This window comes from Salinivibrio sp. IB643, assembly GCF_001996105.1.
Lineage (GTDB): Bacteria > Pseudomonadota > Gammaproteobacteria > Enterobacterales > Vibrionaceae > Salinivibrio > Salinivibrio costicola.
This window is the reverse complement of the sequence record NZ_MUFF01000013.1, coordinates 1-21048: the sequence shown is the minus strand read 5'-3', so window position 1 is coordinate 21048 and position 21048 is coordinate 1. Positions and strand designations below refer to the sequence as shown.

Annotated in this window: 22 protein-coding genes and 1 rRNA gene; 16 read left to right on the top strand and 7 right to left on the bottom strand. The window is 49.3% G+C overall.

From position 1 onward, the window contains the following. Positions 1-47 precede the first annotated feature (47 nt). Complete coding sequence (locus tag BZG77_RS07720; protein ID WP_077646808.1) at positions 48-1595, top strand: alanine/glycine:cation symporter family protein; 1548 nt, start codon at positions 48-50, stop codon at positions 1593-1595. Between the two features lie 92 nt (positions 1596-1687). Here the strand turns inward: BZG77_RS07720 and BZG77_RS07715 are convergent, their stop codons facing one another. Beyond that, on the bottom strand, positions 1688-2386 hold the full coding sequence (locus BZG77_RS07715) for an oxidative stress defense protein (RefSeq protein ID WP_077646807.1): 699 nt from the start codon (positions 2384-2386) through the stop codon (positions 1688-1690). Positions 2387-2689: 303 nt separating this feature from the next. Here BZG77_RS07715 and BZG77_RS07710 point away from each other — a divergent pair, with 303 nt between their 5' ends. Continuing rightward, the gene (locus BZG77_RS07710) at positions 2690-3280 is read left to right on the top strand and encodes a LysE/ArgO family amino acid transporter (RefSeq protein WP_077646836.1); all 591 of its coding nucleotides are present in this window, start codon (positions 2690-2692) and stop codon (positions 3278-3280) included. Between the two features lie 77 nt (positions 3281-3357). Here BZG77_RS07710 and mscS read toward each other — a convergent pair whose 3' ends face one another. From mscS to epd, 4 genes are all read right to left on the bottom strand, one after another. After that, positions 3358-4215, bottom strand: a complete 858-nt coding sequence (gene mscS / locus BZG77_RS07705; protein WP_077646806.1) for a small-conductance mechanosensitive channel MscS — start codon at positions 4213-4215, stop codon at positions 3358-3360. A gap of 167 nt (positions 4216-4382) precedes the next feature. Further along, complete coding sequence (fbaA, locus tag BZG77_RS07700; RefSeq protein WP_021024526.1) at positions 4383-5459, bottom strand: class II fructose-bisphosphate aldolase; 1077 nt, start codon at positions 5457-5459, stop codon at positions 4383-4385. A gap of 154 nt (positions 5460-5613) precedes the next feature. Next, positions 5614-6780 (bottom strand): phosphoglycerate kinase, encoded by a 1167-nt coding sequence (locus BZG77_RS07695; RefSeq protein ID WP_077461745.1) that lies wholly within the window; start codon positions 6778-6780, stop codon positions 5614-5616. Positions 6781-6848: 68 nt separating this feature from the next. Continuing rightward, the gene (epd, locus tag BZG77_RS07690; RefSeq protein WP_025744720.1) at positions 6849-7856 is read right to left on the bottom strand and encodes an erythrose-4-phosphate dehydrogenase; all 1008 of its coding nucleotides are present in this window, start codon (positions 7854-7856) and stop codon (positions 6849-6851) included. Between the two features lie 309 nt (positions 7857-8165). Here epd and metK point away from each other — a divergent pair, with 309 nt between their 5' ends. The 6 genes from metK (at position 8166) to ruvX (ending at position 12807) form a co-directional block, all read left to right on the top strand. Then, on the top strand, positions 8166-9320 hold the full coding sequence (metK, locus tag BZG77_RS07685) for a methionine adenosyltransferase (RefSeq protein ID WP_077646805.1): 1155 nt from the start codon (positions 8166-8168) through the stop codon (positions 9318-9320). A 72-nt stretch (positions 9321-9392) separates the two neighbouring features. Further along, entirely contained in the window at positions 9393-9896 is a 504-nt protein-coding gene (locus tag BZG77_RS07680; RefSeq protein ID WP_077646804.1) for a SprT family zinc-dependent metalloprotease, read from the top strand. Between the two features lie 119 nt (positions 9897-10015). Then, the gene (rsmE, locus tag BZG77_RS07675; RefSeq protein ID WP_021024533.1) at positions 10016-10747 is read left to right on the top strand and encodes a 16S rRNA (uracil(1498)-N(3))-methyltransferase; all 732 of its coding nucleotides are present in this window, start codon (positions 10016-10018) and stop codon (positions 10745-10747) included. A gap of 17 nt (positions 10748-10764) precedes the next feature. Then, entirely contained in the window at positions 10765-11709 is a 945-nt protein-coding gene (gene gshB / locus BZG77_RS07670; protein ID WP_077646803.1) for a glutathione synthase, read from the top strand. An 88-nt stretch (positions 11710-11797) separates the two neighbouring features. After that, complete coding sequence (locus BZG77_RS07665) at positions 11798-12364, top strand: YqgE/AlgH family protein (RefSeq protein WP_077646802.1); 567 nt, start codon at positions 11798-11800, stop codon at positions 12362-12364. Beyond that, entirely contained in the window at positions 12361-12807 is a 447-nt protein-coding gene (ruvX, locus tag BZG77_RS07660; protein ID WP_021024536.1) for a Holliday junction resolvase RuvX, read from the top strand. The genes BZG77_RS07665 and ruvX overlap by 4 nt, the downstream gene beginning before the upstream one ends. Here the strand turns inward: ruvX and BZG77_RS07655 are convergent. After that, positions 12752-13789 carry a type IV pilus twitching motility protein PilT gene (locus tag BZG77_RS07655; RefSeq protein WP_077646801.1) on the bottom strand — a complete coding sequence of 346 codons (1038 nt, stop codon included), beginning with the start codon at positions 13787-13789 and terminating at the stop codon, positions 12752-12754. The two genes, ruvX and BZG77_RS07655, sit on opposite strands and share 56 nt — an antisense overlap. 23 nt (positions 13790-13812) lie before the next feature. On the opposite strand from BZG77_RS07655, the gene BZG77_RS14710 reads away from it, so the two are divergent. The 8 genes from BZG77_RS14710 to rsmC all read left to right on the top strand — a co-directional run bounded on the left by BZG77_RS14710 (position 13813) and on the right by rsmC (position 20567). Continuing rightward, positions 13813-14514, top strand: a complete 702-nt coding sequence (locus BZG77_RS14710; protein ID WP_108743962.1) for a YggS family pyridoxal phosphate-dependent enzyme — start codon at positions 13813-13815, stop codon at positions 14512-14514. A 42-nt stretch (positions 14515-14556) separates the two neighbouring features. Further along, a complete protein-coding gene (gene proC / locus BZG77_RS14705) occupies positions 14557-15375 on the top strand; it encodes a pyrroline-5-carboxylate reductase (protein WP_108743961.1) in 819 nt (272 codons plus the stop codon). Between the two features lie 16 nt (positions 15376-15391). Next, positions 15392-15946 (top strand): YggT family protein, encoded by a 555-nt coding sequence (locus BZG77_RS07645; protein ID WP_077461754.1) that lies wholly within the window; start codon positions 15392-15394, stop codon positions 15944-15946. A 91-nt stretch (positions 15947-16037) separates the two neighbouring features. Beyond that, positions 16038-16478 carry a DUF4426 domain-containing protein gene (locus BZG77_RS07640; protein WP_108743960.1) on the top strand — a complete coding sequence of 147 codons (441 nt, stop codon included), beginning with the start codon at positions 16038-16040 and terminating at the stop codon, positions 16476-16478. A 28-nt stretch (positions 16479-16506) separates the two neighbouring features. Further along, positions 16507-17103, top strand: a complete 597-nt coding sequence (rdgB, locus tag BZG77_RS07635) for an RdgB/HAM1 family non-canonical purine NTP pyrophosphatase (RefSeq protein ID WP_077646800.1) — start codon at positions 16507-16509, stop codon at positions 17101-17103. Between the two features lie 3 nt (positions 17104-17106). Beyond that, on the top strand, positions 17107-18258 hold the full coding sequence (hemW, locus tag BZG77_RS07630; protein ID WP_077646799.1) for a radical SAM family heme chaperone HemW: 1152 nt from the start codon (positions 17107-17109) through the stop codon (positions 18256-18258). 90 nt (positions 18259-18348) lie between these two features. Next, positions 18349-19434, top strand: coding sequence for an AI-2E family transporter (locus tag BZG77_RS07625; RefSeq protein WP_077646798.1), 1086 nt, complete (start codon positions 18349-18351; stop codon positions 19432-19434). Between the two features lie 107 nt (positions 19435-19541). Further along, positions 19542-20567: a 16S rRNA (guanine(1207)-N(2))-methyltransferase RsmC gene (gene rsmC, locus BZG77_RS07620; RefSeq protein ID WP_077646797.1), complete on the top strand. Its 1026-nt coding sequence runs from the start codon at positions 19542-19544 to the stop codon at positions 20565-20567. 256 nt (positions 20568-20823) lie between these two features. Here the strand turns inward: rsmC and rrf are convergent. Next, positions 20824-20939 (bottom strand): 5S ribosomal RNA (gene rrf / locus BZG77_RS07615). Positions 20940-21048 lie beyond the last annotated feature (109 nt).

The following is a 21048-nucleotide window of genomic DNA, read 5'->3' as shown; positions in this document are numbered from 1 at the left end:
GGCGATTACAATAAAACATGATGCAAACACAGTAGAGGGAACTCACTATGCAATCGTTTGTCGATTTCTTAAATAGCATCATATGGAGCCCAGTGTTGATCTATACCTGTCTAGGTGCAGGACTGTTCTACTCCATATTGACACGTTTTGTGCAAGTCCGTCATTTCTCCGAGATGTGGCGACTGCTCTTTTCTGGGAAAAGTTCGGAAAAAGGGATCTCTTCATTCCAAGCGCTCGCCGTTTCCCTTTCTGGTCGTGTCGGTACCGGTAATATTGCCGGTGTGGCAGCAGCGATCGGTTTTGGCGGTCCAGGCGCTGTTTTTTGGATGTGGGTTGTTGCCTTCTTTGGGGCGGCAACGGCATTCACCGAGTCAACCCTCGCGCAGATTTATAAAGAAGAAGACAACGGCGAGTTCCGCGGTGGGCCAGCGTATTATATTGAAAAAGCGATGGGGCAAAAATGGTATGCCATTCTTTTTGCACTCGCGACACTCCTCGCTTGTGGCGTCATGCTGCCGGGCGTACAGTCGAATGCCATTGGTAATGCCGTTGAAACCGCCTTTGGCTCAGGTGCTATGGTTGATACCGCCATGTTTGGCGCACTCGAGGTGTCTAAAATCATCACCGGCGCCTTTATTTCTGTCGTGCTGGGTTTCATTATTTTTGGTGGTGTGAAGCGTATCGCCCACTTTACCCAGATCGTCGTGCCATTTATGGCGCTGGCGTACATTATTATCGCCTTCGTCATCATTTTGCTCAACATCAGCGAAGTACCTACCGTGTTTGCCATGATTGTTGGCGATGCCTTCACACCAATGGCCGGTGCCGGCGCAGCAATCGGTTGGGGGGTGAAACGTGGGGTTTACTCTAACGAAGCCGGTCAGGGAACAGGCCCTCATGCCGCCGCTGCTGCGAACGTTGAGCACCCAGCTCAGCAAGGTTTGGTTCAGTCGTTCTCCGTGTATGTGGATACGCTGCTGGTCTGTTCAGCCACCGCATTTATGATCATCATTACCGGTGCTTACAATGTGCACGGTGCCGGTGACGCCTTTATCGTGCAAAACTTAGCCTCATCGGTGGCAGCCAATAGCCCTGAGTTTACTCAGCTTGCCATTGAAGCGGCGATGCCTGGACTGGGCAAACCCTTTATCGCGTTTGCACTTTTCTTCTTCGCCTTTACTACCATTCTCGCCTACTACTACATTGCGGAAACCAACATTGCTTACCTACGTCGCACGTTTAAAGTACCTGGTATGATGTTTGTACTGAAACTGGTGCTGATGTCCGCGGTATTCTATGGTTGTGTTCGTAGTGCTAACCTCGCTTGGGCATTTGGTGACGCTGGCGTTGGCTTAATGGCTTGGCTCAACATTGTCGGTATCATCATCATCTTCTTCATGTCCAAACCGGCGATGAAGGCGTTGAAAGACTATGAAGAGCAGCAAGCCCAAGGGGTTGATACTTACACCTTTGATCCCGTCAAACTAGGGATCAAAAATGCTGACTACTGGGAGCAGCGCTTAGCGCGTCGTAATGGTACTCAGGACAGCCAAGCAACAGATGCAGATGGAAAGCCGATTAATCCAACCACGTAATCCATCCTAAAGCGATAAAATACAGGGCGCCTTAGAGGGCGCCCTTTTTTATGGGTATAGCGGTAATGCCGTGCGCATTACGTATTACATGCTTAGTCTTCTAAACGAAAAATAATATCGACTTGATCGCGTATCTGCATAGTCGCATCCTGATAGGTCGCTGCCACTTCCGCACTGTCACTCCGCATTTGTGCGTTCATCATCACCGGGCGCGGATGACTTGAGCGGTAACGGACTTGCCACACGCCATCCAAATGCATATTTAGGCTCTCAGCCAGTGCTGTCGCTTTTACTTTGGCGTCGTTAACGGCAGCCTCGCGAGCTTTGTCTTTGAGCGCCGACTGTTCGCTACTGGTTAGCTGTACCTGTCGAATACGATTGATCCCCTCGCCCAGCGCACCATCTAATACCGCATTCAACTTGTCTAGCTGGTTTAACGTTACCGTCACTTGGCGCTCGGCACGATAACCTATCAGTTCAGGCGCTTTGTCTTTGGTATGTTGATAACGTGGAGATAGCTGGATATGGGCGCTCTCTATCTGATCACGTTTCACGCCTTGTTTTGCCAATCGTTCGATAAAAGCCGCAACCGCTTTATCTGATGCACTTTTTGCTGCTTTGGCGGTTTTTCGCTCAGTGACCACGCCAACATCAATATTGGCCATATCAGGCGCTGCTGTGATTTCCCCAACACCTGTGATCTCTAAATGAGGAAAATCGATGTTGGCCATCACCGCCGGGGACATAACCAACGCGCCGGTGAACCATATTATTGCTTTAAACTTACGCATCATCTCTCCTTTTATGGATTCAAATTATCATGAGGTTACAGGTCAGACTCTTTTATCAGCGAAAAACTCCCTCGCTTAGGTCAAGTTTATGTTAAAACCCGATCAACGCCATTTATTACTCGGCACAAACCTGTGTGTGATCGGCAATTTCTCTTCTTGCTCCCGTATCCGTTACATGATGAAGAAAATTCGATTCCCTTTCCGGATCGCTCTGCTTAAAGTGAGGGGAATGACACGAGATAAAAGGAATAAACCGTGAGCAGTTTTTTAGTCGCACTTCAAGGCTTAGGATTAAGTCTCACCATGATTATCCCCATTGGCGCGCAAAACGCCTATGTGATTAACCAAGGGATCAGCCGTGAACACCATATGATCACTGCATCCATTTGCTTTGTCTGCGATATTGTCTTGATCTCGACAGGTATCTTCGGTGGAGGCGCTTTATTAGCGAGCTATCCTTTATTGCTGAATACGATAACTATCGCTGGCATCGCGTTTCTCAGTGTGTATGCGTGGCAGTTTATACAAAGTGCGCGTCAGCAACATCAGGAAGACGACTCAACGGTACCGAGCATGAGCCGTGGGCGCCGAGCAGTGATCATTGGTGCGCTTGCGGTGACCTTGCTCAACCCGCATGTTTACCTTGATACCGTGGTGGTGTTAGGGGCGATTGGCGGCCAGTTTGCATTCGATGAGCGAATTGCCTTTACGATCGGCGCGCTGATGGGGTCATGTTTATGGTTTTATGGCTTATCCGCAGGGGCTGCCCGCTTATCGCCTTGGCTGTCGACGCCATCGATACGTCGATTACTCGACCTGTTAATGGCCAGTATGATGATCTTTGTTGCCGGTAAACTGGCGCTCGGTCTTTATGCACGCTTGCTCGCCAGTTAAGCCATGGGAATGGATGCGGCACACTTACCGCACCCATACCAGTGAAAACCAATAGACTGCTCAAATCAATAGACTGCTTACGCTTGGCTCTCACCGCGTTCGAAATGGACACTCATTTGCGGGAAAGGAATTTCAATACCGTTTGCATCCAGCGCTTCTTTGATGGTCGGCAGGAGCTCAAAATACACACTCCAGTAATCTTCTGTTTTCACCCAAGGTCGAACGACGAAGTTCACGGATGAGTCGGCCAATGTCATCACCGCCACATTAGGCTCAGGATCGTTTAGAATAAGCGGATGCTGCGTCACAATATCGGTTAACACCGCTTGGGTTTTCTTCAAATCCGCGCTGTACGCCACACCAATGGTTAAATCAATACGACGTGTCGCATGCTTAGAATAGTTAGTGATAGGGCTGCTGATCACTGAACCATTCGGCACCACCACCATTTTGTTGTCAGGGGTGGTCAGCACGGTAGAGAAAATTTGTATCGACTCGACAGAGCCTGCAACACCTGCCAGCTCGACATAATCCCCTGATTTAAAAGGGCGAAACATCACAATCAAGACGCCAGCGGCAAAGTTAGCTAACGATCCTTGTAAGGCTAAACCGACGGCTAAACCAGCAGCACCAAGAATCGCAATCACAGAAGCGGTTTGTACGCCAACACGGCTGAGTGCCGCAATCAGCACGATGATAAAAAGCAAGTATCGAACCAAGCCATGGATGAAATCAACCACCGCATTGTCCATATTACGCTTGCGCATCACTCCCGCCATGGAATTGGCGAGCCCTTTTACCACCATGTTACCGATCACTAAAATCAATAATGCTGAGACAATATTGACCCCATATTGAATCAATAAGTCTTGGTTGTTGGTGAGCCATGTTTGTGCCCACTTCGCCCCTTCTACTACCGTGTTCTCTTTACTCATTCCCTTTTCCTTCTATGATTGGAATAAATCATAACCTAATAGTAACAGGCTTGTACCCTCTGCTGTCTATCTTCGCGTTTTCGTTCAGTGAACGCGGCATCACCATATATAAAAAAAGCCCGCCAAATATGGCGGGCTCATGTCTTCTGTGCTATCAGTACTGTAACTTACAGTACGTCAACCGCGTTAAGATCTTTAAAGGCTTGCTCAAGACGTGCAACCATTGATTCTTGACCTTTACGCAACCATACGCGTGGATCGTAGAATTTTTTGTTTGGCTGGTCATCACCTTTCGGGTTACCGATTTGGCTTTGCAGATAACCTTCGTTGTCTTGATAATACTGACGGATACCATCCCATGTTGCCCATTGGGTATCGGTATCGATGTTCATTTTGATCACGCCATAGCCAATAGACTCTTGAATCTGCGCTTCTGAAGAGCCCGAACCGCCATGGAAGACGAAGTTTAGGCCATTGGTCGGTAGACCAAATTTCTCTGAGCAGTAAGCTTGTGATTCACGTAGGATTTCTGGCTTAAGTACCACGTTACCTGGCTTATAAACACCGTGAACGTTACCGAATGAAGCAGCAATGGTGAAGCGAGGGCTTACAGCAGACAGTTTTTCGTATGCGTACGCCACTTCTTCTGGCTTGGTGTAAAGGTCAGCGGTATCAACATCGCTGTTATCTACGCCGTCTTCTTCACCACCGGTAATACCCAGTTCGATTTCCAGCGTCATGCCCATTTTGTCCATGCGCGCTAGGTATTCGGCACAGATTTCCATGTTCTCTTCCAGTGACTCTTCAGAAAGGTCAATCATGTGAGAAGAGAACAGTGGCTTGCCGTGTTCTTTAAAGAAAGCTTCACCGGCATCAAGCAGACCGTCGATCCACGGCAGCAGTTTTTTCGCTGCGTGGTCGGTATGCATAATCACAGGCACACCATACACTTCAGCCATCGCGTGAACGTATTTCGCACCGGCAACAGCGCCTTTAATTTGCGCTTCTTGACCGTCTAGCTTCAGGCCTTTGCCTGGGAAGAAGCCTGCGCCACCGTTAGAGAATTGGATAACCACTGGTGCTTTTACTTTCGCCGCAGCTTCCATCACTGCGTTGATAGAGTCAGTGTTTACCACGTTAACCGCTGGCAACGCGAACTTGTTCTCTTTAGCAACTTCAAATACTTTCTGAACATCATCGCCAGAGATAACGCCAGGTTTTACAAAATCAAAAACTTTAGACATGGCTCTTGTCCTATTAAATCGGGTTGTCTTTGCTGAACTGAGTAAAGATGCGCATCGGCACCTTTATCAATACGGTGCAATCGTTTACGACTCGGCCTATTGTAGTCAAACGAAAGCAAAAACGGGAGACATCACTCCCGTTTTATCGTCGGATTTATGCGTCTTTCGCACGCGCTTCCAGCATTTCTACCGCTGGAAGTGGTTTGCCTTCAACAAACTCAAGGAAGGCGCCGCCGCCGGTTGAGATGTAAGACACATCGGCTTTAATGCCAAATTTATCAATTGCAGCCAAGGTATCACCACCGCCTGCAACCGAGAAGCCTTCAGACTCAGCGATTGCTTTTGAAATCCCTGCAGTGCCTGCTTCGAAGTTCTTAAACTCGAAAACACCCACTGGGCCATTCCAAAGAATGGTTTTGGCATTTTTCAAGATGTCAGCCAGTGCTTGGGTAGATTCTGGCCCTAAGTCGAAGATCATGTCATCGTCTTGCACGTCTTCAACACGCTTGATTTCAGCCTCTGCATTTTCATCAAACGCTTTGGCACACGCAACGTCCGTCGCAACAGGGATATGGCACTCTTCCATCAAAGATTTCGCCGTATCCACCAAATCTGCTTCATAAAGCGATTTGCCCACATTGTGGCCGTCCGCTGCAATAAAGGTGTTGGCAATACCACCACCGACAACCAGTTGGTCTGCAACGGTAGACAGTGATTTCAAAACGGTCAGTTTGGTCGACACTTTTGATCCACCCACAATCGCCACCATTGGGCGAGCAGGGTTATCCATTGCTTTGCCAAGCGCGTCGAGTTCGTTCGCCAGCAATGGTCCGGCACATGCGATCGGTGCATGCGTGCCCACACCATGGGTTGATGCTTGCGCGCGGTGCGCAGTACCAAAGGCGTCCATCACAAAAATATCGCACAGTGCGGCGTACTTTTTAGACAGTGCTTCGTCGTTCTTCTTCTCGCCTTTATTAAAGCGAACGTTTTCTAGCACGACGAGCTCACCGGCGTTCAGTTCAAGACCGTCTAAGTAATCTTTAGCCAGACTAACGTTGCAGTCTAGCGCGTCGTCAAGATAGTTCACGACAGGTTGCAGTGAGTATTGGTCTTCAGGTTGTCCTTCTTCAGGACGCCCCAAGTGAGAGGTCACCATCACTTTCGCACCGGCTTCCAAGCAGTGTTTGATGGTAGGCAATGACGCCAAAATACGTGCGTCAGAGGTAACTTTACCGTCTTTTACCGGCACGTTCAGATCCGCACGGATAAAGACACGCTTTCCGGCAAGATCTAAGTCGGTCATCTTAATTACAGACATAGGGTCCTCTCTATAAGGTTGCAAATTGAAACTGACTTAATCAGGGCGACCCCCTTGCGTTAGCGCACTCATTGCGCCATCGCCAAGGTGGTATCCAACATTCGGTTGGCAAAGCCCCACTCGTTGTCGCACCAAACCAACGTTTTTATCAGCTGATGATTACTCACCCGCGTTTGCGACCCATCGACAATGGCACTGTGTGAGTCGTGGTTGAAGTCTATCGACACCAAGGGCGCTTCGGTATAATCCAGTATACCGTCTAATGTACATCGAGATGCGGTTTGCAGAGCTTGATTTACGTCATTAACTTTCACTTTAGTACGCACAGTGACACTTAAATCCATAGCTGTCACGTTTATCGTCGGCACACGCACAGAAATCGCTTCGAACTTGTCAGAAAATTTCGGAAAAATCCTACCGATCCCAACATGCAATTTGGTATCGACAGGAATGATAGACTGGCTAGCCGTGCGTGTACGACGAAGATCGGAATGGTAGGCATCGATCACCTGCTGATCATTCATTGAAGAGTGAATGGTGGTGATGGTGCCAGACTCAATACCAAAGTGCTCATCCAGCGCTTTAATCACCGGCACAATGCAGTTTGTGGTACAAGATCCATTGGAGACAATACGATCGTCTGTCGTCAATGCCTCGTGATTGACGCCATATATCACGGTTCGGTCGACATCTTGGCTCGCAGGGTGTGAAAACAAGACTTTTTTAGCGCCAGCGGCAATGTGTGCTTCGCCGTCTTCACGGGTACCAAATTTGCCCGTACAGTCTAAGACAATATCGACATCAAGATCACGCCAAGGTAACAGTTGTAATTCCGGTAAGTGAAGAAGGCGAATGCTGTCGGTGGCGACAAACAAATGTTCTTGATTGTAAGAAACAGGCCAGCCGAATCGACCGTGGCTCGAGTCATACTGGAGCAGATGCGCCATCGCTTCCGGCTCGGCGAGTTCATTAATCGCCACCACTTGAATGCGATCGTGCTTACCGCTCTCGTACAGGGCACGCAATACGCTGCGCCCTATGCGGCCAAATCCATTAATTGCGACTCTGAGTGCCATGTCCATCGGTGCTTGTTTGACGATGGTACACAGTGTATCTCAAGCACGTAAAAGACGCACGTATTGTGTGATCTCAACCAAGAGCTATATACGCTTTGTCTCCTCTCGCCTTGTGATGACTTAAGGCTTGGTAACTCTCCTAAATGCTCGCCTTTGCTATACCTAGAGAGGCCCCCTGATGCATTAACTGACTTGCGTTTATCGTATTTGCGAATAAAATAGACGTCTAGAAGTTAAAACATCTGAGATGATCGGCGAGACAACTCGCTACGTATCGTCGGTATTCTTGATAACCAATGAGAGTGTCACATGGCTAAGCACCTGTTTACCTCAGAGTCCGTCTCTGAAGGCCATCCTGATAAAATTGCCGATCAGATTTCTGATGCGGTCTTGGATGCCATTCTTGAGCAAGATCCCAAAGCGCGCGTTGCCTGCGAAACCTATGTGAAGACCGGAATGGTCATGGTAGGCGGGGAAGTGACGACCTCAGCCTGGGTTGATATTGAAGAGCTCACTCGCCAAACGGTACGCGATATTGGTTACGTTCATTCCGATATGGGTTTTGATGCTAATTCTTGTGCAGTATTGAACACCATTGGCAAACAATCGCCTGATATAAACCAAGGCGTTGACCGCGCTGATCCCAAAGATCAAGGTGCGGGCGATCAAGGGATTATGTTTGGTTTTGCCACCAATGAAACCAATGTACTGATGCCTGCCCCTATTACTTACTCACACCGTTTGGTTGAGCGCCAAGCGCAAGTACGTAAAGATGGCATCTTAGATTGGCTACGTCCTGATGCAAAAAGCCAGGTCACTTTCGCCTACGACAACGGCAAGATTGCGGGCATTGATGCCGTGGTGCTGTCAACACAGCATTGCGACAGCATTTCAACCGACGATCTCCGCGAAGCGGTCATGGAAGAAATTATCAAACCGGTTCTACCTGCAGAATGGCTCACCAAAGAAACCAAATTCTTTATTAATCCAACGGGTCGCTTTGTGATTGGTGGCCCAATGGGAGACTGTGGTTTAACCGGCCGTAAAATTATCGTGGATACCTACGGTGGCGCAGCCCGTCACGGTGGCGGGGCATTCTCAGGCAAAGATCCATCAAAAGTGGATCGTTCTGCCGCCTACGCCGCACGTTATGTAGCGAAAAACATCGTCGCAGCTGGCCTTGCTGACCGCTGTGAGATTCAATTGTCGTACGCCATTGGTGTGGCCGAGCCAACGTCTATCATGGTCGAAACTTTTGGCACTGAAAAAGTGGCGCCAGAGGTGATTATTAAAGCCGTTCGTGAGCACTTCGATCTACGTCCGTATGGCCTACAAGAAATGCTCGACTTACTGCAACCTATTTATAAGCAAACTGCTGCGTATGGCCATTTTGGTCGTGAAATTTTCCCATGGGAGAAAACCGACAAAGCAGACCTATTGCGTGAATTTGCCAAGCTTGGTTAATCTGGCCTGATTCGCTTTTTACAAAGGGAAGCATTCGCTTCCCTTTTTTGATCGCAGTGTGAGTCGACACCTATGCCTTCTCTATCTAACACCTTGATACAATCGGTCACCGACCAGGTCCACGCCTGTATTGATCATGCCAATCGGCAATTAGATCGCCAACTGGTTTATCCAACAATAGGCTTTACGTTACGAGGGCGCGCCGCAGGCACCGCGCATCCGACAGAATGGCGATTACGGTTTAATCCGGTATTGCTCCAGCAACACGCCGACGCTTTTTTTCATGAGGTGATCCCGCATGAAGTCTGCCATTTAGTCACGTTCGCGCTGCATGGGCGTGTCAAACCTCATGGTCCGGAATGGCGCGATCTAATGACTAACTTGTTTCATGTTCCAGCAAACACGACCCACCAGCTTGATATCACAGCGGTGCAAGGGAAAACCTTCTCGTACCAATGCCGTTGTGGGCCAGTGGCCTTAACGATACGCCGTCATCATAAAGTTCTGCGCGGCCAGGCAACCTATCGGTGCAAACAGTGCCAACAGATACTAACGCCGGTCAGCGAAAAACATTAGCTATTTGCTTTTCCGTTCACCGTCCCCATATTATTGACACGTTCCCGATTAACACATCACCTATTGCCACCGGTAGCCATGTTACACTGGAGGCTGATTGATAATGGAAAGCGAACACCATGCGAATTCCTCGAATTTATCACCCGGCGCCTTTACCGTCTCAAGGCACGGTGACCTTAAGCGATGAAGCGGCGAATCACCTAGGCCGCGTATTAAGAATGCAAGCAGAGCAACCAATTCTGCTTTTTGATGGTTCTGGGGCACAATTTCCAGCGACCTTGACGCAAATCAGTAAGAAACACGTCACCGCAACCATCTCAGCCCGCGAAGAGGTCGGTGTTGAATCGCCACTAGATTTTGAACTGGGACAGGTTATTTCTCGTGGTGAGAAAATGGAATTTACCGTACAAAAATCGGTTGAGTTAGGGGTAAATACCATTACGCCACTTTTATCGGCGCGATGTGGGGTCAAGATCAATGCTGATCGACTGGAGAAAAAACGCCAACAATGGCAAAAAATAGCCATTGGCGCGTGCGAACAAAGTGGGCGCAATATCGTCCCCACCGTGAATCCCGTGATCAACCTAGACACTTGGTGCCAACAGGCATTTGATGGACTGAAACTCAACCTTCATCCTCGTGCACCGTATTCCCTCAATACACTTCCTCAAGCCCCTTCTAAGCTACGTTTGCTGATTGGGCCAGAAGGCGGATTGTCAGAAGAAGAAATAGCGATGACACGTGATCGCGGTTTTGAAGAAATTTTATTGGGCCCTCGGGTCTTACGCACAGAAACGGCAGCGCTGACAGCCATTACCGCGCTACAAGTCCGTTTTGGCGACCTGGGTTAACGGCAAACAGGAGAGACATGATGAAAATAGGTGTAGTGATGGATCCCATTGAGGCCATCAGTGTAAAAAAAGACTCCACGTTTGCCATGATGTTGGCGGCACAACAACGCGGCTGGGAAATACATACTATTTCGATGAATGATATGTCGATGCTGCAGGGTGAACCGAGTGCTCGCACCCAAACAGTGAGTGTCATGGATGATCCTAACAATTGGTATCAAGTACACCAAACACAAACCCTACCGCTGCGCGCGTTTGATGCGATCTTGATGCGAAAAGATCCCCCCTTTGATACCGAGTATATCTATGCGACCTACATGCTAGAGCGCGCAGAAGAAGCCGGTGTTTTAATTGTGAACAAACCGCAAAGCCTCCGTGACTGTAACGAGAAACTCTATACCGCTTGGTTCCCTGAACACACACCCACCACCTTAGTGACACGACGTGCCGACGAGATTCGTGCATTCCAAGCCCAGCACGGTGATGTTATTTTGAAGCCACTCGATGGCATGGGAGGCGCCTCTATTTTCCGGGTCAAACAAGGTGATCCGAATATTGGTGTGATCATTGAGACCCTTACTGAGCATGGCCAACGTTTTTGCATGGCACAAACCTTCGTCCCTGACATCAGCAATGGTGATAAGCGCATCTTAATTGTTGACGGCGAACCGGTGCCCTACTGTTTGGCCCGCATTCCAGCAGAAGGTGAAACGCGCGGTAATCTCGCCGCCGGTGGCCGTGGTGAAGCACGTCCTTTATCGGAGACGGATTGGGCAATTGCACGTGCAATCGCACCGACATTGAAAGAAAAAGGGCTGATCTTCGTTGGACTCGATGTGATTGGCGATAAGCTCACAGAAATCAATGTCACCAGTCCGACCTGTATCCGTGAAATTGACGCCGCGTACGATATTTCCGTAGGCGACATCTTGATGGAAGCGATCGCCCAACGCTGCCAATAAAAAATGAGGCGCATTGCGCCTCTATGATTGTCTAAATACACATTTTTTGCGCATACTCAACGTAAGCGTACGAACAGGAGACGGCGATATGGATCTGAAAAATCATTTTTTAATCGCAATGCCGAGCATGGCCGATAGCCGTTTTCAACAGGGTGTTATCTACGTGTGTGAGCATAATCATGACGGCGCCATGGGGTTAATGATCAATCACCCTATCAACCTGTCCGTGGGTAAAATGCTGGACCAAATAGAGGTAGAGCGCGACGTGCCGCTTTCCAAAACAACCGAAAGTCTGACCCAATCCGTTTTATTTGGCGGGCCGGTGTCTGAAGATCGAGGATTTGTGCTGCATCCGGCCAATTGTTCGTATAGCACCAGTGTGCCCGTATCGGATCAATTAGCCGTGACCACCTCAAAAGATATCTTATCGATTCTCGGGACCGAGCAACAGCCAGAGCAATTTTTGGTGGCCTTGGGTTATGCAGGCTGGGAGGCCGGACAGCTTGAACAAGAGTTAGCCGAAAATAGTTGGCTCACACTGGAGGCCGATCCCAGCGTAATTTTTGATACCCCTGTTCACCAACGTTGGCAAAAAGCGCTCGACCAACTCGGCATTGACGCCACCAACCTTTCTTCACAAGTAGGACACGCATGAACGCACAAACCGTGATGGGTTTTGATTACGGGGTAAAAAGCATTGGCGTTGCCATCGGTCAGTCGTTAACCGGCACCGCTCGCCCTTTATGCGCTTTAAAAGCGCGCGATGGTATTCCTAACTGGGATGACATTGATGCCCTATTAAAAGAATGGCAACCTGATTATTTAGTGGTTGGGCTGCCATTAGATTTACAAGGTGAACCTCTCGATACCATTACACCCAGAGCGAAAAAATTTGCCAATCGCTTACATGGGCGCTTTGGTTTTCCGGTCTCGTTACATGATGAGCGCCTATCAACACGCGAAGCCCGCGCAGCACTTTTTGAACAAGGCGGCTACAAAGCCTTAGGTAAAGGAGCTGTTGACGCCCAATCAGCCGTTGTGATTATTGAAAGCTGGTTTGAGCGCCAATATGCTGAGCCGTTTCACGCCTCGGAATAACCCCTTGGTCGGTCAGCCGTGTTATCGCCTGCTCCATAGTTTGCATCCCCTGGGCGACGCCTGTTTGCATCATGGAGGTCATCTGCGCCACTTTGTCTTCACGGATAAGGTTAGCAATCGCAGGGGTGGCTTTCATAATTTCATACGCAGCGACCCGTCGGCCCTGAGTGTTTTTGACGAGCTGCTGCGATACTACCGCCTGCAAAGAGGCAGACAACATAGAGCGAACCAAGGGCTTATCACTCCCTGGAAACACATCGATAATCCGGTCAACGCTTTTCGCCGCACTCGCGGTATGTAACGTGGCAAAGACTAAATGGCCAGTTTCTGCGGCCGTCAATGCTAAGCTTATCGTCTCTAAGTCTCGTAGCTCGCCGACCAGAATCACATCTGGATCCTCCCGTAAGGCCGAACGCAGCGCCTGTTGGAAGGATTGCGTATCACGATTCACTTCCCGCTGATTCACTAAGCTTTGTTGCGGCGAGTGAATGAACTCGATCGGATCTTCAATAGTAAGAATATGCTTTTGTTGATGACGATTAATATGATCAACCATCGCTGCCAACGTCGTTGATTTGCCCGATCCCGTCGGCCCAGTCACGAGTACCAGCCCCTGAGTGAGCGACGCGAGCTCTGTTAAGACAGAAGGCGCGTTTAACGCTTCTAAGGTTGGCAGCGCCTCTGGGATAACCCGAAACACCGCCGCGCACCCATGTTGCTGATGAAAAGCGTTCACCCGAAACCGGCCAACCGAGGCCAGCTCAAACGAAAAATCCACCTCCCATTCGGTTACAAACGTTTGCCGTTGTTCGGGATTCATCACAGCGATAATCAATTGCTCGACCGCTTGATGATTGAGCGCAGGTAGACTGAGCTTGCGCACATCGCCATCTACCCGCACCATAGGCGGCACGCCCGCAGAAAGATGTAGATCTGACGCACGATGCTTTACACTAAAGGCCAATAGCTCAGTAATTTCCATTCATTTTCCTCGTAGAATCAGGTATGTGTAATATTAAGCAGAATATTGAACAGGTCAGGGAACAAATAGACCTCGCCACCCAAAAATGCGGCCGACCCGATCATTCGGTGCAGTTGCTTGCGGTGAGTAAAACAAAACCCGTCGAGGCGATCGCAGAGGCCGTGGCCGCAGGTCAAACCGCATTTGGCGAAAACTACGTGCAGGAAGGCGTTGAAAAAGTGGAGCACTTTGCCACACATGCCCCAAACACAAAGATTGAGTGGCACTTTATTGGTCCAATTCAGTCGAACAAAACGCGCTTGATCGCCAGCCACTTTGATTGGGTCCACTCAGTCGATCGGTTAAAAATTGCTAAACGTCTGAGTGAGCAACGTCCCGCGCATTTGCCGCCACTCAACGTTTTAGTACAAGTGAATACCAGCGGTGAGGCGTCTAAATCAGGCATAACACTGGATGAAGCCATGGATTTGATTGAATCAATGCGGGCTTTACCCAACCTCACCGTGCGAGGATTCATGTCGATCCCTCAACCGGAAACAGATTATCAGCGCCAATGTGCCGCGTTTGAGCCTTTAGCGACCGCGTTTGATTCGCTCCACGCACACACGCCGACTATTGATACCTTATCGATGGGTATGAGCGGTGATATGGCAGCTGCCATTGCATGTGGCAGTAACATGGTAAGAATCGGCACCGCCGTTTTTGGTGCACGTGATTACCGCTAACGACACCTACACAGAATGATGAGAACAACAGGAACCGAATACATGGAACATCGCCCTCTCACCTTTATTGGGGCTGGCAACATGGCTCGATCCATCATTGCCGGACTCGTAGATGCAGGATATCCCGCCTCAGCCATTACAGCCGCGTCACCCAGCGCGCATCCTAACGATGTGCTGACAACGCAATACGGGATCCAAACCACCACAAACAACCTTCTTGCTTGCCAACAAGCGGAAGTGATCGTTTTAGCGGTAAAACCCCAATTAATGGCAAAAGTATTAAGCGACTTGCCAGCGGTCGATTGGTCGTCGAAAATGGTGATATCAATAGCGGCTGGCATCAATGTTGCCCGTCTTAATCAAATGGCTGGTACGTCACTTAATCTGGTGCGCGTGATGCCGAATACGCCTTCGCTGGTGGGTAAAGGCATGAGCGGCCTGTACGCATCACCGGGTGTGACGACGGGTGATCAAGACTATGCCTCCGCGCTGATGAAAGCGGTGGGTGAAGTCTGCTGGGTCGATAATGAGGCGAGTATCAATGGTGTGATTGCGGCTGCAGGCAGTGCGCCGGCCTATTTTTTCCGCTTTATGGAAGCCATGCAGCAAGAAGCCATTCGCCAAGGTTTTACTGACCAGCAAGCAAGGACGTTGGTACAACAAGCCGCACTGGGAGCGGCAGAAATGGTGGCCGCGAACCCAGACACCACGCTTGGAGAACTACGCGAGCAGGTGACTTCAAAAGGAGGAACCACCGCAGAAGCGTTGCAAGTATTCGAGCAGCACAATATTAGCGACATAGTCGCACAGGCCATGCAAGCGGCGGTGAGCCGTGCTGAGCAAATGGAACAAGAATTTTAATCACTAAGGCGACGATATGAATGCAATGACCTTTCTGATCAACACCGCGTTTGATCTTTACATCATGGTGGTGTTACTCCGTATATGGCTACAATGGTCTCGGGCCGATTTTTATAACCCGTTCTCTCAATTTGTGGTGAAGGCGACCCAGCCTGTTGTGGGTCCACTGCGCCGGATGGTTCCCGCGCTCGGTGGATTAGATCTCGCGACCGTCCTCTTTGCTTATCTGCTGATGGTCGCTAAATTTGTGGCACTGGATTTAGTCGCCGGCAATCCATTAGCAATGAGTTCAGGAATGTTCCTGTTTTCTGCCATTGCGCTGCTTAAAGCAGCCGGTAAACTGCTGTTTTGGGTGCTGATCCTACGTGCCATTCTCAGCTGGGTAAGTCAAGGCAATAACCCTGTAGAGCAAGTGTTCCATCAATTAACCGAGCCGGTTTGCGCCCCAGTGCGTCGCATCCTCCCTCCTATCGGTGGACTGGATCTCAGTATTTTGGTGATCTTTATCGGTCTGCAGTTTATCAATATGTTAATTGGCGATATGGTCGGCCCAGTTTGGTACGCCCTATAAGGGGTATGCGCCTCACCCTGACAAGGATCGGGCTGAGGCGCTCGTGCGTACTGGTTTCGGTGTGCTCATGCGATCACAACAAGGAAAGATTATGCGTAACCTCATTGCTTTGATGATTAGCCTCTACGGCATAGTCATGACCCCAGCTTGGGCGGGCCAGTTTAAAGAAATCGGCGAATTAGAGGTGCACTACAACACCTTATCAACGACGTTTTTAACCCCTGACATCGCCAAGCAATATGATATTACCCGCAGCGGCTATCGCGGGTTGGTTAATATCGCGGTTCTCGACACCATGCAGCTTGGAAAACCGGCGATTGCCGCCAAGGTCCAAGGCCAAGTCAAAAACTTGGTGGGTAACAGTCGAGAGCTAGATTTTACCGAGATCCGCGAAGGCGACGCGATTTATTACATTGCGACTTTTGCCGCTGATGATGAGGAAACCTATCAATTCCAGATTGATCTCAACGCAGCGGGCAATCGCAGTGCCTCCTTCGACTACAATTACACGTTTTACGTCGATACCCCTTAACAGGGTGACAAACACATAGGTAACCGACATGAATAAAGTTGTGCTGGCAACCGGCAATACAGGCAAAGTAAAAGAAATGGCCGGGCTACTCGGCGAATTTGGTTTTGAGGTTCTGCCGCAAAGTAATTTTGCGGTGACAGAAGCTGACGAAACAGGGACCACTTTTATTGAAAATGCCATCATTAAAGCCCGCCACGCGGCGAAACTGACCGGGCTTCCAGCCATCGCCGATGATTCAGGCCTTGAGGTGGATGCGCTAAAAGGCGCACCTGGCGTCTATTCAGCTCGCTATGCTGGCGATGACGCCAATGATGCCGATRATGTCGCCAAGCTACTCGACGCAATGCATGATACTGATAACCATGCACGCCAAGCACGTTTTCATTGCGTATTGGTGTACATGCGCCACGCGAATGATCCGACGCCATTGGTCTGTCATGGCGTTTGGGAAGGTCAAATTGCCCATGCCCCACAAGGTGACAACGGCTTTGGCTACGATCCAGTATTTTTGCCCCATGATCAGCAATGCACCGCTGCCGAAATGCCTGCGTCAGAGAAAAAACAACGCTCACATCGCGGTCAAGCCCTCAACGCCCTATTTCAAGCCTTAAAAGCGTCGCAATAACCCATGATCCCATTAAGTTTGTATGTACACATCCCGTGGTGTGTACAAAAATGCCCGTATTGTGACTTTAACTCACACACGCAAAAAGGCGCGATCCCAGAAGACGATTATATCGATGCGTTGCTCGACGATCTCGACACCGACCTGGCCGCTTATCCCTCAATAGTCACGCGTCCACTGCACTCTATTTTTATCGGTGGCGGCACACCCAGCCTGATGTCGCCCACCCAGATTGAGCGTTTGCTCGCCGGGATCAATGCGCGACTGACCCCGAGTAACAATATGGAAGTCACCATGGAGGCCAATCCGGGCACCGTCGAGGCCGATAAATTTATTGGCTATCGCCAAGCGGGCGTGACTCGTATATCTATTGGCGTACAAAGCTTTTCTGCCGATAAGCTTACCCGGCTAGGCCGTATTCATGGCCCTGGTGAGGCAGAACGGGCAGCTCACCTTGCCCACCAAGCGAGACTGACGAGTTTTAATCTCGATCTAATGCATGGTTTGCCCGATCAATCAGAACAAGAAGCACTCAGCGATTTGGAGCAAGCCATTGCACTGAAGCCTCCGCATATTTCTTGGTATCAACTGACTATCGAGCCTAATACTCAGTTTTACTCTAAGCCGCCCGCCCTGCCAGAAGAAGACACCTTGTGGGACATTTTTGATCAAGGCCATCAACGACTGACCGATGCGGGATATGTTCAGTACGAGACCTCCGCCTATAGCCTGCCAGGCCACCAATGTGCACATAACCTCAACTACTGGCGCTTTGGGGATTATTTAGGAATTGGCTGCGGCGCACATGGCAAACTGACCTTGCTAGAGGATGACCAACCTCGTTTACTTCGTACCGTCAAAGTGAAACACCCACGTGGCTACCTCGATCCAGACAAAGCCTACCTCACCGACAGCCAGTGGGTAAAACATACCGATCTTGCGTTTGAGTTTTTTATGAACCGTTTTCGCTTGCTCGAGCCCTGCCCCAAAGCTGATTTTGTCAGTCACACAGGACTATCGCTGTCACATCTGGCCGCGCCTATCTCTGAAGCTTCTGAGCAAGGCTTAATCACAGAAACAAACACCCATTGGCAAATCACGCCAAAAGGTAAATTATTTCTCAATGATCTGCTGGCCATTTTTTTAGCTGACTAATGCAACAAACGATGTGTTAAAGTGCCTATAAATTAGGCGCCGGTACATAAGGCGAGCCCTATCATTCAACCAGCTAAAAAGGATATCTCTGTGACTCCGTCATTTCGCGTCGAGCCCAAGCATTGGACCTTAATTGCGGCCCTTATTATCGCCGTTTACGTCTGTTACCTTTTGATCGAGCCCTATATTGGTGCGATTGTGCTCGCCTTTATCGTGTCGTTGCTGTTCTTCCCCGTCCATAAACGCATCGAAGAAAAGATTGGTCAGCGACCCAATACTGCATCGGTCTTATCTTGCATTCTGATCACCTTTATCATCTTTATTCCACTCACTGTCGTGGCGGGTGCGATCATCGATCAAGGTGTGAGCTTTTTCACTCGTAGCTATGAATGGCTCGATAACGGCGGGGCCAGGCAACTGATCAATAACCCGCAGATACAATCAGCCTTACACTTTGTCAATCAGTGGCTACCGTTTGATGTCATCGACCCTCAAGAGATGGTTAAAAAACTGGCCGCGTGGATGTCCTCTTTTAGCGGTCAAATGCTTGAGTTCAGCTCTGGGGTACTGGGCGATGTCACGAACTTTTTTATCACCTTTATGCTGATGTTATTTGTGCTGTTCTTTTTACTGCGCGATCACGACAACATTATCCAAACACTGCGTCATGTTATCCCTTTGTCACGTAGCCAAGAAGACCAACTGCTTGATGAAGTGGAGAAAGTCGCCAAATCGGCTGTTCTCGGTTCATTCCTCACTGCTTTAGCACAAGGTGCTGCAGGCGGCCTAGCGATGTGGGCGGTAGGCTTACCGGCCCTTTTTTGGGGCACAATGATGGCCTTTGCCTCTTTTATTCCTGTGATAGGGACAGCACTTATCTGGTTACCAACAGTGCTATATCTCGCAGTAATCGGTGACTGGCAGTGGGCGCTCGCGCTTTTAGTATGGAGCGTTGTAGTTGTGGGCTCCATTGATAATCTGCTTCGCCCTTTTTTGATGCAGGGAAACTCTGGCATGAACACCCTGCTTATCTTTTTCTCGTTGTTGGGCGGTTTGCACCTCTTTGGCTTAATGGGGTTAATTTACGGTCCGATTATTTTCTCATTAACATTGGTGTTATTCCGGATGTATGAACTCGAGTTTGCACACTTCCTTGATCGCCAAGACAACGCCTAACCCGTTAAAGATTGGCCTGGTGCGTGCTTTGTGGGAAAATTCTACTCCCGACGCGCCAGGTTATTTCGGTGCGCTTTATTACCGTCGATAATGCAAAGAGAACAATCATGACCCTCACGGCCCCCAGTGAAATTGCTCAGCGTCACCTTCCGTTGTTTGATAATAAACACCTGCTGTTGGCAGGAGAGCTCGAAGATGACTTTGTCCAACAATTATCGCAACGTGCCGCAAGCGTCACTGTCTTTACGACGCATCACGGTTTCGCCACACGCCAGAAAAAAGCGTCGATTACTGTTCATGCAGGCGCGACGCTCGATATCGATCATCCCATCGATCTGGTCTTATTTTATTGGCCTAAAGCAAAAGCAGAAGCTGATTACTTACTCGCAATGTTGACACACGCATTGGGGAAAGAGGTTGATTGGATGGTAGTGGGTGAAAACCGTAGTGGCATCAAAAGCATTGAAAAACGCTTCGCTCCCTACGGGTCTATTAGCAAATACGATGCTGCGCGGCGCTGCAGTATGTATTACGGCACCTGCCACACCCCTGCGAGCTCTTTTTCGTTGGAAGCGTGGTTTACTGACTACCCATTAACCCTCGGCGAGACGTCACTGACCATTCGTGCGTTACCCGGCGTATTTAGCCAAAAAAGTTTAGATGACGGTACCGAGTTGTTGCTTCGTCATCTTCCGTCGATCAAAGGAAACGTATTAGACGTAGGTTGCGGCGCAGGCGTGATAGGTAGCTATATCCTTGCTACTTATCCTGATTGCCAAGTGACGCTTGTGGATGTTAATTACCTCGCCATTGCATCAAGCGAAGCCACACTTGCCGCCAACGGCTTAGATGGGCAAGTTTTACCTTCAGATATGCTTGATGGTGTTGAGGCGACATTTAATACTATCATTAGTAATCCCCCTTTCCATGATGGACTGGATACACGCTACTCACCAACCGAGTCTTTGTTACGTAACGTCCCCTCTCACCTCTCCAAAGGTGGCCAGCTCATTGTGGTGGCCAATAGTTTCTTACGCTATCCGCCGATAATTAAAGACAGTCTCGGACAGTGTGAATCGATCGCCAAGACTCGACGCTTCGCGGTCTATCACGCATATAAAACACGTGAGTAAGATCAGAGCAACGGGTTACCTTTAGCCGCTTTATTATCATCGCTAAAGCCTGCATTGAAGACTCATTACAACAAAAAGCCCTGACTGTCAGGCCAGGGCTTTATTGGTTTTTCATCAAAGATTAAAGATACAAAAAAGCCCCGACCGTTAGGTCAGGGCTTCGTATTTCACTCATCAAAGTCTTACATATCATTGCTTTGATGCTTAAATATTTGCTAACTAAAGCTCAATATTAAGCTCTAATTAGGTAATKAGAGCCTGGCGATGTCCTACTCTCACATGGGGAGACCCCACACTACCATCGGCGCTGCTTCGTTTCACTACTGAGTTCGGCATGGAGTCAGGTGGGTCCAAAGCGCTATGGTCGCCAAGCAAAATTGGGTGTGTCTTCACTTTTCAGTCAAAACACGTATCTAGAAAGCTGTTCGTTCTCGCCACAATCAACTGGCTTATTTCGAGTCCAACCCAAAACCTCTTGGGT

Bases quoted from the DNA above. Each gene is read 5' to 3' on its own strand.
- BZG77_RS07640 (WP_108743960.1), top strand. From the start codon at position 16,038: ATGCGTAACCTCATTGCTTTGATGATTAGCCTCTACGGCATAGTCATG.
- rsmE (WP_021024533.1), top strand. From the start codon at position 10,016: ATGCGAATTCCTCGAATTTATCACCCGGCGCCTTTACCGTCTCAAGGC.
- fbaA (WP_021024526.1), bottom strand. From the start codon at position 5,459: ATGTCTAAAGTTTTTGATTTTGTAAAACCTGGCGTTATCTCTGGCGAT.
- BZG77_RS07645 (WP_077461754.1), top strand. From the start codon at position 15,392: ATGAATGCAATGACCTTTCTGATCAACACCGCGTTTGATCTTTACATC.
- hemW (WP_077646799.1), top strand. From the start codon at position 17,107: ATGATCCCATTAAGTTTGTATGTACACATCCCGTGGTGTGTACAAAAA.
- BZG77_RS07720 (WP_077646808.1), top strand. From the start codon at position 48: ATGCAATCGTTTGTCGATTTCTTAAATAGCATCATATGGAGCCCAGTG.
- proC (WP_108743961.1), top strand. From the start codon at position 14,557: ATGGAACATCGCCCTCTCACCTTTATTGGGGCTGGCAACATGGCTCGA.
- BZG77_RS07695 (WP_077461745.1), bottom strand. From the start codon at position 6,780: ATGTCTGTAATTAAGATGACCGACTTAGATCTTGCCGGAAAGCGTGTC.
- metK (WP_077646805.1), top strand. From the start codon at position 8,166: ATGGCTAAGCACCTGTTTACCTCAGAGTCCGTCTCTGAAGGCCATCCT.
- BZG77_RS07665 (WP_077646802.1), top strand. From the start codon at position 11,798: ATGGATCTGAAAAATCATTTTTTAATCGCAATGCCGAGCATGGCCGAT.
- BZG77_RS07710 (WP_077646836.1), top strand. From the start codon at position 2,690: ATGATTATCCCCATTGGCGCGCAAAACGCCTATGTGATTAACCAAGGG.
- BZG77_RS07680 (WP_077646804.1), top strand. From the start codon at position 9,393: ATGCCTTCTCTATCTAACACCTTGATACAATCGGTCACCGACCAGGTC.
- BZG77_RS07715 (WP_077646807.1), bottom strand. From the start codon at position 2,386: ATGCGTAAGTTTAAAGCAATAATATGGTTCACCGGCGCGTTGGTTATG.
- BZG77_RS14710 (WP_108743962.1), top strand. From the start codon at position 13,813: ATGTGTAATATTAAGCAGAATATTGAACAGGTCAGGGAACAAATAGAC.
- epd (WP_025744720.1), bottom strand. From the start codon at position 7,856: ATGGCACTCAGAGTCGCAATTAATGGATTTGGCCGCATAGGGCGCAGC.
- rsmC (WP_077646797.1), top strand. From the start codon at position 19,542: ATGACCCTCACGGCCCCCAGTGAAATTGCTCAGCGTCACCTTCCGTTG.
- ruvX (WP_021024536.1), top strand. From the start codon at position 12,361: ATGAACGCACAAACCGTGATGGGTTTTGATTACGGGGTAAAAAGCATT.
- BZG77_RS07655 (WP_077646801.1), bottom strand. From the start codon at position 13,789: ATGGAAATTACTGAGCTATTGGCCTTTAGTGTAAAGCATCGTGCGTCA.
- gshB (WP_077646803.1), top strand. From the start codon at position 10,765: ATGATGAAAATAGGTGTAGTGATGGATCCCATTGAGGCCATCAGTGTA.
- mscS (WP_077646806.1), bottom strand. From the start codon at position 4,215: ATGAGTAAAGAGAACACGGTAGTAGAAGGGGCGAAGTGGGCACAAACA.